Origin of the sequence: Micromonospora chalcea, assembly GCF_028768405.1 — a bacterium.
Taxonomy (GTDB): domain Bacteria; phylum Actinomycetota; class Actinomycetes; order Mycobacteriales; family Micromonosporaceae; genus Micromonospora; species Micromonospora chalcea.
In genome coordinates, this window is the sequence record NZ_CP118233.1 from 3,967,109 (window position 1) to 3,979,266 (window position 12,158).

Genomic DNA, 12,158 nt, shown 5'->3' on the forward strand with positions numbered 1-12,158 from the left:
ACGAACATTCTCCGCGGTGCCGCGCGGGAGGAGGGGTGCTGATGTCGAACGTACGTAGGCTGCCTGGACCGATCGACGAGCTCTGGGACTGGCAGCGGCTCGGGGCCTGCCGTGGCCGCGACAGCGCGCAGTTCTTCCACCCGGACGGCGAGCGCGGCTCCTCCCGGCTGCGCCGCGAGATGGGCGCCAAGTCCGTCTGCCGCGCCTGCCCGGTACGCGCCGAGTGCGCCGCCCACGCGCTCTCCGTACGCGAGCCGTACGGCGTCTGGGGCGGGTTCAGCGAGTCCGAGCGGCTGCGGCTGCTCGCGCTCGGCTGGGAGGACCTGGCCGACCGCCGCCAGACCAAGGTGGACATCGCCCGGCTGGAGGCGCGCCTCGGCCGCCCGCACAACACCGCCGTGCCGGACCAGCGCAAGGTCGCCTGACCGGCTTCACGACCCCCGACGCCGCGCCCCGGATCCCGGGGCGCGGCGTCGTGTCGTGGCCCGGGGCATCCGCTGGCCCCCGCACCCCGGCGCGGCGAAGGCCGCCGCTGGGCGACTCGCCTACCGTTTCGAATACCAGGATCGGCGTTCCAGATGCTAGGACACCACATAGATCTTGGTATGAAACGGCCCTTATAGGGGCCGTTTCATACCAAGATCTCTTTCGTGAGCGCTCGGGAGTCTGGACTCAGGCCGGAGCCAAGCGGCGCGCACCCGATCGGCAGGCACCCGCCAGTGGCACGGGCAGGCCATCTCCCCACCGAGAGCGGTCCTCGCGACGGTGCGGGTCAGGTGACTGTGACCCTTATCGTGTGCCATCCCGTCGCGCCGTCCGGGACGACCGGGGCGCGCTGTTCCGTCTGGGTCTCGCCGGTGCTGTCGGTCGCCCGGACCTGGAGCGTGTGCTCGCCCGGTGTGGCGTCCCACCGCCACGACCACTGCACCCACGTGTCCGCCGACACCGCCGGGGCCAGCGTCGCCTCCTGCCAGGGGCCGCCGTCCACGCGTACCTCGACACGGCTGATGCCGCGGTGCTGCGCCCACGCCACACCGGCGACGGTCACCGGACCGGCGGCGGGACGGCTGCGGGGCCGGGGCGTGTCGATCCGGGACTGCGTCTTGATCGGGCCCTGCGCTGACCAGCCGCGCGGCACCCAGTACGCGTCGAAGTCGGCGAAGCTGGTCAGCTCCAGCTCGGTGATCCACTTGCACGCGGAGACGTACCCGTAGAGGCCCGGCACCACCATCCGCACCGGGAAGCCGTGCTGGATCGGCAGCGGCTCGCCGTTCATGCCGACCGCGAGCAGCGCGTCCCGCCCGTCGCGCAGCACCGAGGTGGGCGTGCCGCACGTCCAGCCGTCGACGGCGCGCCCGACGACCTGGTCCGCCCCGTCCTCCGGGTCGGCCTCGTCCAGCAGTTCCCTGATCGGTACGCCAAGCCAGCGCGCGTTGCCGATCAGGTCGCCGCCCACCTCGTTGGAGACGCAGGCGAGCGTCACGTAGCGCTCGACCATCGGGCGGGCGAGCAGGTCGTCGAAGCTCAGCTCGATCGGGTTGCGGACCCGCCCGTGGATGCGCAGCCGCCAGGTGACCGGGTCCACCTGCGGCACCACCAGCGCGGTGTCGATCCGGTAGAACTCCCGGTTCGGCGTGACGTACGGCGCGAGCCGGGACAGCGACAGGTCGGCTCCGGCCGGCAGCGGTGGGGCGGGCGCGGCCGGGGCGGGCAGCGTCACCGCGTCCCGGGCCGTCGACACGCCACGCCGGCCGGCCAGCCAGTGCCCGCCCAGCCCGGCCACCGCAGCCGCGCCGGTGAGCAGCCCGGCGCCACGCAGGAACCGTCGTCGCGACTCCGCGTCGTCGGGCCGGGCCGGCTCCCAGCCGCCCGGCGTCTCCCCCTCCCGGGCCAGCGCGGCGACCGCCGGAGGCGGGGCGGATGGCGGGGGCGACGCGGACGGCGGCTCGCCGTCCGCCGAAGCGGCCCCGTCGCGCTCCGCCGGGCCGGTCCCGGCCCGGTCGCGTCGCACGGCGTCGGACCGGTCGCGCCCCGGTCGCTTCCGGTGCGCCGGGTCGGCGCCCAGCGGGCCGGCCACGAACGCCCAGAGCGTCAGCGCGCCGAGTCCGCCGCCGATCAGGGAGGGCAGCGCGTCGAACGCGTCAGCGCCGGCCCGGGTCAGCGCGGCGGCGACACCGAGCGCGGCGAACGCGGCGATGCCGGCCAGGCCGATCGCCAGCCGCCGGACCGCCGCCAGACCGAGCAGCGCCCCGAAGGCGGCCAGCAGCAGCGCCGTCCCGATCAGCAGCGCGATCTTGTCGTACGTGCCGAAGACGCTGATGGCGAACTGCTTGAGCGGCTCGGGCACCAGGTCGACGACGAGTCCGCCGACGGCGACGAGCGGAGCCGACCGGGGGCCGGTCAGGACCGCAACGGGTTCGGCGGCGCCGAGCGCCACCACGGCGGCGACGACACCGGCCGACGCCGCCCGGCGGGGGGAGAGGGTGCTCACGGGCTCCAGTCTGGTCGCCCCGCGGGCCCGGCTGCCAATCTCGTCAGCGATCCGTAAGGACATATGCGTCAGGGCACACCACCGGGTCGGCGGTGTGCCCTGACGTCGGGCGTACTCCTCGGGTCAGAAGCCCGGGCCGTGCTGGTGGCCGTGCCCGTGCGAGTGGCCGTGGCCACCGGCGGCCGGCTCCGGCTCGGCCGGCTTCTCCACCACGAGGCTCTCGGTGGTGAGCAGCAGGCCGGCGATCGAGGCGGCGTTGCTGACCGCGTTGCGGGTCACCTTCACCGGGTCGATGATGCCGGACTTGGCCAGGTCGACGTACTCGCCGGTGGCGGCGTCGAGGCCGTGGCCCCAGTCCTTGCCGACGACCTTCTGCACCACCACGTAGCCGTCGTGGCCGGCGTTCTGGGCGATCCAGCGCAGCGGCTCGACGAGCGACTTGCGCACGATCGAGACGCCGACCTTCTCGTCACCGGTGAAGCCCAGGTCGTCGTCGAGCGCCGGCAGGATCTGGGCCAGGGCGGCGCCGCCACCCGGGACCGTGCCCTCCTCGACCGCGGCCTTGGTCGCGGCGATGGCGTCCTCGATGCGGTGCTTGCGCTCCTTCATCTCGACCTCGGTGGCCGCGCCGACCTTGATCACGGCGATGCCGCCGGAGAGCTTCGCCAGCCGCTCGGCCAGCTTCTCCCGGTCCCACTCCGAGTCGGAGGCCTCGATCTCCTTGCGGATCTGGGCGACCCGGTCGGCGACCTCGGAGGCCTGCCCGCCACCGTCGACGACAGTGGTGTTCTCCTTGTCGACCACGACGCGGCGGGCGGTGCCGAGCACCTCCAGGCCGACCTGGTCGAGCTTGTAGCCCAGCTCCGGGGCGACCAGCTCGGCGCCGGTCAGGATCGCCATGTCCTGGAGCATCGCCTTGCGGCGGTCGCCGAAGCCGGGGGCCTTGACCGCGCAGACCTTGACGGTCTTGCGCAGCGCGTTGACCACGAGCGTCGACAGGGCCTGGCCCTCGACGTCCTCGGCGACGATGAGCAGCGGCTTGTTGTTCTGGAGAACCTTCTCCAGCAGCGGCAGCAGCTCCTCGATCGCCGAGATCTTCTGGGTGGTGATCAGGATGTACGGGTCCTCCAGGACCGCCTCCTGCGCCTCCAGGTCGGTGACGAAGTTCGGCGAGATGAAGCCCTTGTCGAACTGCAGACCCTCGGTCACCTCCAGCTCGGTGACGAGCGCGGAGCCCTCCTCGACGGTGATGACGCCGTCGCGGCCGACCTTCTCCATCGCCTCGGCGATCAGCTCGCCGATCGCGGCGTCCTGCGCGGAGACGGTCGCGACGTGCGCGATCGACTCCTTGCCGGCGACCTCGACGGCCTTGCCGAGCAGCGCCTCGGAGACCTTGGCGGCCGCCGCGTCGATGCCCCGCTTCAGGCCGGTCGGGTTGGCGCCGGCGGCCACGTTGCGCAGGCCCTCGCGGACCATGGCCTGGGCCAGCACGGTGGCGGTGGTGGTCCCGTCGCCGGCGACGTCGTTGGTCTTGGTCGCCACCTCCTTGACCAGCTGCGCGCCGAGGTTCTCGTACGGGTTGGTGAGCTCGATCTCCTTGGCGATGGTCACGCCGTCGTTGGTGATCGTGGGCGCACCGAACTTCTTGTCCAGGACGACGTTGCGCCCGCGCGGGCCGAGGGTGACCTTGACCGCGTCCGCGAGGGCGTTGACACCGTGCTCGAGCAGGTGCCGGGCGTCGTCCGAGAAGCTGAGGATCTTCGCCATCAGTATCCCTTCGAAGCGACGTTGCCCCGGCCCGGCGAGCCGGACCGGGGCAACGACACTGATCGGTTGCTTACTTCTCGATGACCGCGAGGACGTCGCGGGCGGAGAGCACCAGGTACTCCTCGCCGGCGTACTTGACCTCGGTGCCGCCGTACTTCGAGTAGAGGACGGTGTCGCCGACCTTCACGTCGATCGGCACGCGGTTGCCCTTGTCGTCGATCCGGCCCGGGCCGACAGCGAGGACGGTGCCCTCCTGCGGCTTCTCCTTGGCGGTGTCGGGGATCACGATGCCCGAGGCGGTGGTGGTCTCGGCCTCGTTCGCCTGGACCACGATGCGGTCCTCGAGCGGCTTGATCGCAACCTTGGTCGCGGTAGTCACGGGCATACCCTCCCGGGTACTTGGTGTCGTTGCCGGCCGGCGTGCCGACCAGCGTCAATCTGCCACATGCCACCGGGCGGGGCCGTCGTCGCGGGTGCCGGTCCGCCTGGCGCTCAACCCCCGGGCACGAGGCTCGGGCGTTGGCACCCTCAGGGTGAGAGTGCTAATCGCAGGTTATTCCTCGGCTAGCACTCCGTCAAGGAGAGTGCCAACGCGCGTCGCCCTCCGTGTCGCGCCGGAACCGGCCCGGGAGAATGGGCGCGTGGATCTCGACCTGCTCGCCGTGCTGCGTACCCCCGAGGGGTCGGCGGCGCTCGCCGCGGCCGGGCGGGTGGCCGGCGGCGACCCGCTGGCGGCGGCGGCCGCGCTGCGCTCGGCCGGGATTCCGGGCGACCTCGCCGCCGCCGCGCTGACCCAGGCCGAGCTGCGCCGCCGGGCAGCAGGCAAGTTCGGCGCGGCGGCGGCCGGGATGTTCCTCACCCGGCCCGGGCTGGAGCAGGCCACCCGCGGGGTGGTCGCCGGCCGCCGGGCCGCACGGCTGCGCGCCGCGGGCGTGACCACGCTGGCCGACCTGGGTTGCGGCCTGGGCGCCGACGCGCTCACCGCCGCCCGCGCCGGCATCCGGGTGTACGCGGTGGAGGCCGACCCGCTGACCGCCGCGATGGCCGCCGCGAACGCCGAGGCGGCCGGGCTCGCCGATCTGGTGACAGTCGAGTGCGGCGACGCCACGGAGTTCGACGTGAGCCGCGTCGAAGGCGCGTTCTGCGATCCGGCGCGGCGGCGGGCCGGCACCGGGCGGCGCGTCTTCGACCCGAACTCCTACTCCCCGCCGTGGGACTTCGTCACCGGTCTCGCCGCGCGGGTGCCGCGCACAGTGGTGAAGGTCGCGCCGGGGCTGGACCACGCGCTGATCCCGGCGGGCGCCGAGGCGGAGTGGGTGAGCGTGGACGGCGACCTGGTCGAGGCCGCGCTCTGGTGCGGCGAGCTGGCCGAGGTCCCCCGCCGCGCCACCCTGCTGCGCGAGAAGGAAGGGCCCCTTCTTAACGCCTCCGGTAGTAAAAGGGTCCCTTCCTATCACCTCACCGGCACGGGCGCGCAGGAAGCGGAGGTGGGGCCGGTCCGGCGCTTCCTCTACGACCCGGACCCGGCGGTCGTCCGCGCGCACCTGGTCGCCGAGTTGGCCGCCGACCTCGACGCCACGCTCGCCGACCCGTCGATCGCCTACCTGTACGCCGACGAGGCCCGGCCCACCCCGTTCGCCCGCTGTCTGGAGATCACCGACGTGCTGCCGTTCTCGCTGAAGCGGCTGCGCGCCCTGCTGCGGGAGCGCCGGGTCGGCCGGGTGGAGATCCGCAAGCGCGGGTCGGCGCTGGAGCCGGAAAAGCTGCGCCGTGACCTGCGGCTGTCCGGCGAGGCGGCGGCCGACCTGGTGCTGACCCGGGTGGCGGGCGACCCCACGGTGCTCGTGTGCCGGCCGGTTCCGGTCGGCGGCTGACCCGGCTCACGTTTCCAGCTCGCGGTGTCGCGGCGCGCGGGTTAGCTTGAGCCCGTGGCGGGCCCTGGCACTCCGGCGATCGCGTTGCTGAGCAAGCGGAAGATCGCCCACAGCATCCACCCGTACGACGTCTCGCCGGACGCGCCGAACTACGGCGCGCTCGTGGCCGCGGCGCTCGGGGTGGCACCGGACCGGGTGTTCAAGTCGCTGGTCACCGAGGTCGACGGCGGGCTGACCGTGGCGGTGGTGCCGGTGACCGGCGAGCTGGACCTGAAGGCGCTGGCCGCCGCGGTGGGCGGCAAGCGCGCGGTGATGGCGGACCGGGCGGTGGCCGAGCGGGCGACCGGGTACGTGCGGGGCGGCATCAGTCCGCTCGGCCAACGTAAGCGGCTACCGACAGTCGTCGACTCCTCGGCGCTGGCGCACCCGACCGTGTACGTGTCGGCGGGCCGCCGGGGATTGCAGGTGCAGCTCACGCCGACGGATCTGGTGGCGCTCACCGGGGCGGCCACGGCATCGATCGCCGCTGCCTGAGCGGGCTCGTGACGGTACGTGTGGGAGCGTTCCCGGAGCACGCTCTCCCGGCGGTGTCCCGCGGGTGACAACCGCGTTGCTGAATTGTTACCGCCGCCAACAAACTTCTGACCTCGGCAGTCTTGCGGCGCATGGGAGGCGGGGAATACGTTGCCGGACACAACAAAACATCACCACTCCCCCACCTCCGAAAGGACCCTGCACATGCGCAAGGGCTTCCTCACCTTCGCGGCCGTCGGTCTCCTCGCGACCGGCAGCATGGCCGCCTGCGGTGACAACGGCGGTTCTTCCGACGAGGCCGGCGGCTCCAACGCCAAGAAGCCGAAGATCGGCGTGATCCTGCCGGACAGCAAGTCCTCCGCCCGCTGGGAGGGCGCGGACCGCAAGTACCTCAAGGCGGCGTTCGACGCGGCCGGCGTCGACTCCGACATCCAGAACGCGCAGAACGACAAGACCGCGTTCCAGACCATCGCCGACCAGATGATCACCAGCGGCGTCAACGTCCTGATGATCGTCAACCTGGACTCCGGCACCGGCAAGGCCGTGCTCGACAAGGCCAAGTCGCAGGGCGTCGCGACCATCGACTACGACCGGCTGACCCTGGGCGGCTCCGCCCAGTACTACGTCAGCTTCGACAACGAGGCGGTCGGCAAGCTCCAGGGCGAAGGCCTGAGCAAGTGCCTGACCGACAAGGGCGTCAAGAACCCGTCGATCGCGTACCTCAACGGCTCGCCGACCGACAACAACGCCACCCTGTTCAAGAACGGGTACGACTCGGTGCTCAAGCCGAAGTTCGACTCGAAGGAGTACACCAAGGTCGCCGACGACCCGGTGCCGGCCTGGGACAACGCGCAGGCCGCCACGATCTTCGAGCAGCAGATGACCAAGGCCGGCGGCAAGATCGACGGCGTGCTCGCCGCCAACGACGGTCTCGGCAACGCGGCCATCTCGGTGCTGAAGAAGAACAAGCTCAACGGCAAGGTCCCGGTGACCGGTCAGGACGCCACCAAGGAGGGCCTGCAGAACATCCTCGCCGGTGACCAGTGCATGACCGTCTACAAGGCGGTCAAGAAGGAGGCGGACGCCGCCGCCGAGCTGGCCATCGCGCTCGCCAAGGGTGAGCGGAAGGACACTGGCCAGACGGTCAAGGACCCGGAGGGCAACCGGGACGTGCCGGCCGTGCTGCTGGAGCCCAAGGCCATCTTCAAGGACAACGTCAAGGACGTCGTGGCCGACGGCTACGTCACCAAGGAAGAACTCTGCACCGGTGCCTTCGCGAAGCTCTGCACCGACGCCGGCGTGAGCTGACCCACCCGCCTCAGGCGGCGCCGGACGGGATCCGAGACCTCCCTCCGCCCAAAGGAGAACCCCGTGTCCGCAACCCCCCTGCTGGAGCTACGCGGGATCGACAAGAGCTTCGGTCCCGTCCAGGTGCTGCGCGACGTCGCCTTCGCCGCGCACCCCGGCGAGGTGACCGCGCTCGTCGGTGACAACGGCGCCGGCAAGTCGACCCTGGTCAAGTGCATCAGCGGCATCCACCCCACCGACGCCGGCGAGTTCCTCTTCGACGGCCGGCCGGTGACCATCAACAGCCCCCGGGACGCCGCCGCGCTCGGGATCGAGGTCGTCTACCAGGATCTCGCGCTCTGCGACAACCTCGACATCGTGCAGAACATGTTCCTCGGCCGGGAGAAGCGCAGCGGCATCGTGCTCGACGAGCCGACCATGGAGCAGATGGCCGCCGAGACGCTCGCCGGCCTGAGCGTGCGCACCGTGAAGTCGTTGCGCCAGCACGTGGCCAGCCTCTCCGGCGGCCAGCGGCAGACCGTCGCCATCGCCAAGGCCGTGCTCTGGAACAGCCGGCTGGTCATCCTGGACGAGCCGACCGCCGCGCTCGGCGTCGCGCAGACCGCCCAGGTGCTGGAGCTGGTGCGCCGGCTGGCCGACAACGGCCTGGCCGTGGTGCTCATCTCGCACAACATGAACGACGTCTTCGCCGTCTCCGACCGGATCGCCGCGCTCTACCTCGGCCAGATGGTCGCCCAGGTGAAGACCACCGACATCACCCACTCGCAGGTGGTCGAGCTGATCACCGCCGGCCGATCCGGCGGCCTCGGCCTCACCGGCGAGCCGGGCGGCAACGGCGCCGCGCCCGCCGACACCACCCCAGGAGCCATCCGATGACCGCCATCGTCGTGAAGAAGGAAGGCCCGGCCGGCGTCGCGCCGACACCGACCCTGAACAGCCACGTGAACAACTACTGGCGCCGGGTACGCGGCGGCGACATCGGCGCGCTCCCCGCGGTGGTCATGCTCGTGGCGCTGGCGGTGGGCTTCTCGATCGCCCGCCCGTCGTTCTTCACCGCCGGCAACCTGGCGAACCTGTTCACCCAGGGCGCGGCGGTCACGCTCATCGCCATGGGCCTGGTCTTCGTCCTGCTGCTCGGCGAGATCGACCTCTCCGCCGGCTTCGCCAGCGGCGTCTGCGCCGCGATCCTGGCCAACGTGGTCACCGTGCTCGGCTACCCCTGGTACGTGGCGGTGCTCGCCGCCGTCGTCACCGGTCTGGTGATCGGCACCGTGCTGGGCCTGCTGGTCGCCAAGGTCGGCATCCCGTCCTTCGTGGTGACGCTCGCCGGGTTCCTCGCCTTCCAGGGTGTCGTGCTGACGCTGATGGACGAGGGCGCCAACATCGCGATCCGCGACGACGTGCTCGTCGCGATCGCCAACCGCAACCTCTCCCCGGCGCTGGGCTGGGCGCTCGCCGCGGTGGCCGTCGCCGGGTACGCGGCAGTGCAGTTGCTCCGGTACCGCAACCGGGCCGCCCGTGGCCTGCTCACCGACCCGCTCACGGTGGTCGGCGCGCGGATCGCCGGCCTGGCCGTGATCCTCGGCGTGGCGGTCTACGTCCTCAACCTGGAGCGCAGCCGCAACGTGCTGATCACCTCGCTCAAGGGCGTGCCGATCGTGGTGCCGATCATCGCGGTGCTGCTGATCGTCTGGACGTTCGTGCTCCAGCGCACCAGCTACGGGCGGCACATCTACGCGGTCGGCGGCAACGCCGAGGCGGCCCGCCGGGCCGGCATCAACGTCGACCGGATCCGTATCTCCGTCTTCGTCATCTGCTCCTCGATGGCCGCCATCGGTGGCATCGTGGCCGCCAGCAGGGGCAACTCGGTCGACCCCAACACCGGGGGCAGTAACGTACTGCTCTACGCCGTCGGCGCGGCGGTGATCGGCGGCACCAGCCTCTTCGGCGGCAAGGGCCGGGTCCTCGACGCCGTGCTCGGAGGCGCGGTGGTCGCGGTCATCGACAACGGTATGGGACTGATGGGATACAGCTCGGGCGTCAAGTACGTGGTCACCGGCGTGGTGCTGCTCGCCGCGGCGACCATCGACGCGCTCTCGCGTCGGCGGGCCGCCGCGACCGGCAACCGCTGAGCAGGGGTACGGAAACACCATGGCAGTGGCAATGCGCGCGGGCCCCAGTCAGGACGAGATCCGTCGGCAGAACCTGGGCGCATTGCTCCGATACGTGCACGTCCACGGGGCCACCACCCGCGCCGAGCTGACCACCGCGCTCGGACTCAACCGCAGCACCATCGGCGCGCTGACCGCGGACCTGGCCGGCGCCGGTCTGGTCAGCGAGGGGACGCCGAAGGAGACCGGCCGGGCCGGACGACCGTCACTCGTCGTCCGGCCCGAGTCGGGGCGGGTCTACGCGTACGCGTACAGCGTCGAGGTGGACCGGCTGCGGGCCGCGCGGGTCGGACTCGGCGGTGAGGTGCTCGACCGCCGGGAGATGGACCGGCCGCGCAACCTGGTCGCCGGGGAGGCCGCCCCGCTGCTCGCCGGCGCGGTCAAGGAGATGCACCAGTCGGTGCCGCCGGACGCGATCTGCGTCGGCGCCGGCGTGGCGGTGTGCGGCATGGTCCGCCGCGAGGACGGGCTGGTCCGGCTCAGCCCCACCACCGGCTGGGTGGACGAGCCGATCGGTGCGGCGCTCGCCGTCGAGCTGGGGATAGACGTACCGATCACGGTGGGCAACGTGGCCGACGTGGCCGCGTACGCCGAGCACGCCCGGGGCGCGGCGGTCGGCTGCGACAACGTCATCTACATCTACGGCGACGTCGGTGTGGGCGCGGGCATCATCGCCGGAGGGCGGCGGCTGAGGGGGCACGGCGGCTACGGCGGCGAGGTGGGCCACATGGTGGTGGTCCGCGACGGGGTGCGCTGCGACTGCGGCCGGCGCGGCTGCTGGGAGACCGAGATCGGCGAGCACGGGCTGCTGCGCGCCGCCGGCCGGTCCGAGGCACGCGGCCGGGACGCGCTGCTCGCCGTCTTCGACGCCGCCGACCGGGGCGACGCCCGCGCGCAGACCGCGGTACGGCAAGCCGGCGACTGGCTCGGCTTCGGCGTCGCGAACCTGGTGAACATCTTCAACCCGGAGATGGTCATCTTCGGCGGCACCATGCGTGACCTCTACCTGGCCTCCGCCGCGCAGGTGCGCAGCCGGCTCAACTCCAACGGGCTGCCCGCGTGCCTGGAGCACGTGCGGCTGCGTACCCCGAAGCTGGGCGACGACGCGGCGCTGATCGGCGCCGCCGAGCTGGCGTTCGAACGACTCCTCGCCGATCCGCTGAACTGATCGGCCCGGTGATCCGTACCAGTGTGCGGACGGGCGGCCGGCTTGCGCGGCCGTCCACGACCCCGCGTACCGGTCCGGACCGAGGAGGCACCGCAACCATGGCATCGCTGGAATCCGCACGCCGCAAGCTGGCGCACCGGGTGGTACTGCTGCTCGCCGCGCTGGGCGCGGGGATCGGCGTCGTTCCCGGGACGGCGCAGGCCGCGCCCAACCCCGGCGTACAGATGAACGCCGCCGACATGACGCTGCTCAACGGCGTACGGCTGGCCGGGCTGTGGGAGATGCCGGCCGGGCAGATGGCGGCCGAGAAGGGCCAGTCCGCCCGGGTACGCGAGGTCGGCGCGGAGATCGCCAAGCAGCACGCGGAGCTGGACCAGCTGGTGGTCGAGGCGGCCAACAAGCTCGGCGCCACCCTGCCGACGGATCCGACGGCAGAGCAGCAGGGGTGGCTGACCGAGATGCGGAACGCCACCGGCGCCCGGTTCGACCAGATCTTCGTCACCCGGCTGCGGGTCGCCCACGGCAAGATCTTTCCGGTGATCGGCGCGGTCCGGGCCAGCACCCGCGACCCGATCGTGCGGAAGCTGGCCGAGGACGCCAACAAGTTCGTCAACGACCACATGACCATGCTGGAGAGCACCGGGCTGGTGCGCTGGCAGCAGTTGCCGCCGGCCGCGCTGCCGCCCGCGCAGAGCGACTCGCTCGTCGCCGCCGCCCAGGCCAACGTGGGCAGCGGCGGTGGGCTCCAGGTCGGCACCGGACTGGTGTGGGCGGTCTTCCTGATCGCGCTCGGCACCGGCGGGTACGCCACCTGGCGGCTGACCCGCCGCTCCTAGCGGGGCGGC

Annotated in this window: 11 protein-coding genes; 8 read left to right on the plus strand and 3 right to left on the minus strand. The window is 72.2% G+C overall.

Annotation, left to right across the window (positions count from 1 at the left end; genetic code table 11):
* Positions 1–41 precede the first annotated feature (41 nt).
* Complete coding sequence (locus PVK74_RS17310) at positions 42–425, plus strand: WhiB family transcriptional regulator (protein WP_013288543.1); 384 nt, start codon at positions 42–44, stop codon at positions 423–425.
* Positions 426–772: 347 nt separating this feature from the next.
* Here PVK74_RS17310 and PVK74_RS17315 read toward each other — a convergent pair whose 3' ends face one another.
* The 3 genes from PVK74_RS17315 to groES all read right to left on the minus strand — a co-directional run bounded on the left by PVK74_RS17315 (position 773) and on the right by groES (position 4,643).
* Positions 773–2,491 carry a sulfite oxidase gene (locus tag PVK74_RS17315; protein ID WP_274476792.1) on the minus strand — a complete coding sequence of 573 codons (1,719 nt, stop codon included), beginning with the start codon at positions 2,489–2,491 and terminating at the stop codon, positions 773–775.
* Between the two features lie 123 nt (positions 2,492–2,614).
* Positions 2,615–4,258, minus strand: a complete 1,644-nt coding sequence (gene groL, locus PVK74_RS17320) for a chaperonin GroEL (protein WP_064446579.1) — start codon at positions 4,256–4,258, stop codon at positions 2,615–2,617.
* 70 nt (positions 4,259–4,328) lie between these two features.
* On the minus strand, positions 4,329–4,643 hold the full coding sequence (gene groES / locus PVK74_RS17325; RefSeq protein WP_018222648.1) for a co-chaperone GroES: 315 nt from the start codon (positions 4,641–4,643) through the stop codon (positions 4,329–4,331).
* A 256-nt stretch (positions 4,644–4,899) separates the two neighbouring features.
* Between groES and PVK74_RS17330 the strand changes: the two genes are divergently transcribed.
* From PVK74_RS17330 to PVK74_RS17360, 7 genes are all read left to right on the plus strand, one after another.
* The gene (locus tag PVK74_RS17330; RefSeq protein ID WP_274476793.1) at positions 4,900–6,132 is read left to right on the plus strand and encodes a THUMP-like domain-containing protein; all 1,233 of its coding nucleotides are present in this window, start codon (positions 4,900–4,902) and stop codon (positions 6,130–6,132) included.
* A 54-nt stretch (positions 6,133–6,186) separates the two neighbouring features.
* Positions 6,187–6,666: a Cys-tRNA(Pro) deacylase gene (ybaK, locus tag PVK74_RS17335; RefSeq protein WP_274476794.1), complete on the plus strand. Its 480-nt coding sequence runs from the start codon at positions 6,187–6,189 to the stop codon at positions 6,664–6,666.
* 204 nt (positions 6,667–6,870) lie between these two features.
* On the plus strand, positions 6,871–7,974 hold the full coding sequence (locus PVK74_RS17340; protein WP_043328325.1) for a sugar ABC transporter substrate-binding protein: 1,104 nt from the start codon (positions 6,871–6,873) through the stop codon (positions 7,972–7,974).
* Between the two features lie 63 nt (positions 7,975–8,037).
* Positions 8,038–8,850: an ATP-binding cassette domain-containing protein gene (locus tag PVK74_RS17345; protein WP_043328323.1), complete on the plus strand. Its 813-nt coding sequence runs from the start codon at positions 8,038–8,040 to the stop codon at positions 8,848–8,850.
* The gene (locus PVK74_RS17350; RefSeq protein WP_043328321.1) at positions 8,847–10,106 is read left to right on the plus strand and encodes a sugar ABC transporter permease; all 1,260 of its coding nucleotides are present in this window, start codon (positions 8,847–8,849) and stop codon (positions 10,104–10,106) included. The genes PVK74_RS17345 and PVK74_RS17350 overlap by 4 nt, the downstream gene beginning before the upstream one ends.
* A gap of 31 nt (positions 10,107–10,137) precedes the next feature.
* Positions 10,138–11,313 carry an ROK family protein gene (locus PVK74_RS17355; RefSeq protein WP_030501547.1) on the plus strand — a complete coding sequence of 392 codons (1,176 nt, stop codon included), beginning with the start codon at positions 10,138–10,140 and terminating at the stop codon, positions 11,311–11,313.
* 98 nt (positions 11,314–11,411) lie between these two features.
* A complete protein-coding gene (locus PVK74_RS17360) occupies positions 11,412–12,149 on the plus strand; it encodes a DUF4142 domain-containing protein (protein WP_043328319.1) in 738 nt (245 codons plus the stop codon).
* Positions 12,150–12,158 lie beyond the last annotated feature (9 nt).

Bases quoted from the DNA above. Each gene is read 5' to 3' on its own strand.
- PVK74_RS17310 (WP_013288543.1), top strand. From the start codon at position 42: ATGTCGAACGTACGTAGGCTGCCTGGACCGATCGACGAGCTCTGGGAC.
- groL (WP_064446579.1), bottom strand. From the start codon at position 4,258: ATGGCGAAGATCCTCAGCTTCTCGGACGACGCCCGGCACCTGCTCGAG.
- groES (WP_018222648.1), bottom strand. From the start codon at position 4,643: ATGCCCGTGACTACCGCGACCAAGGTTGCGATCAAGCCGCTCGAGGAC.
- PVK74_RS17340 (WP_043328325.1), top strand. From the start codon at position 6,871: ATGCGCAAGGGCTTCCTCACCTTCGCGGCCGTCGGTCTCCTCGCGACC.
- PVK74_RS17350 (WP_043328321.1), top strand. From the start codon at position 8,847: ATGACCGCCATCGTCGTGAAGAAGGAAGGCCCGGCCGGCGTCGCGCCG.
- PVK74_RS17355 (WP_030501547.1), top strand. From the start codon at position 10,138: ATGCGCGCGGGCCCCAGTCAGGACGAGATCCGTCGGCAGAACCTGGGC.
- PVK74_RS17360 (WP_043328319.1), top strand. From the start codon at position 11,412: ATGGCATCGCTGGAATCCGCACGCCGCAAGCTGGCGCACCGGGTGGTA.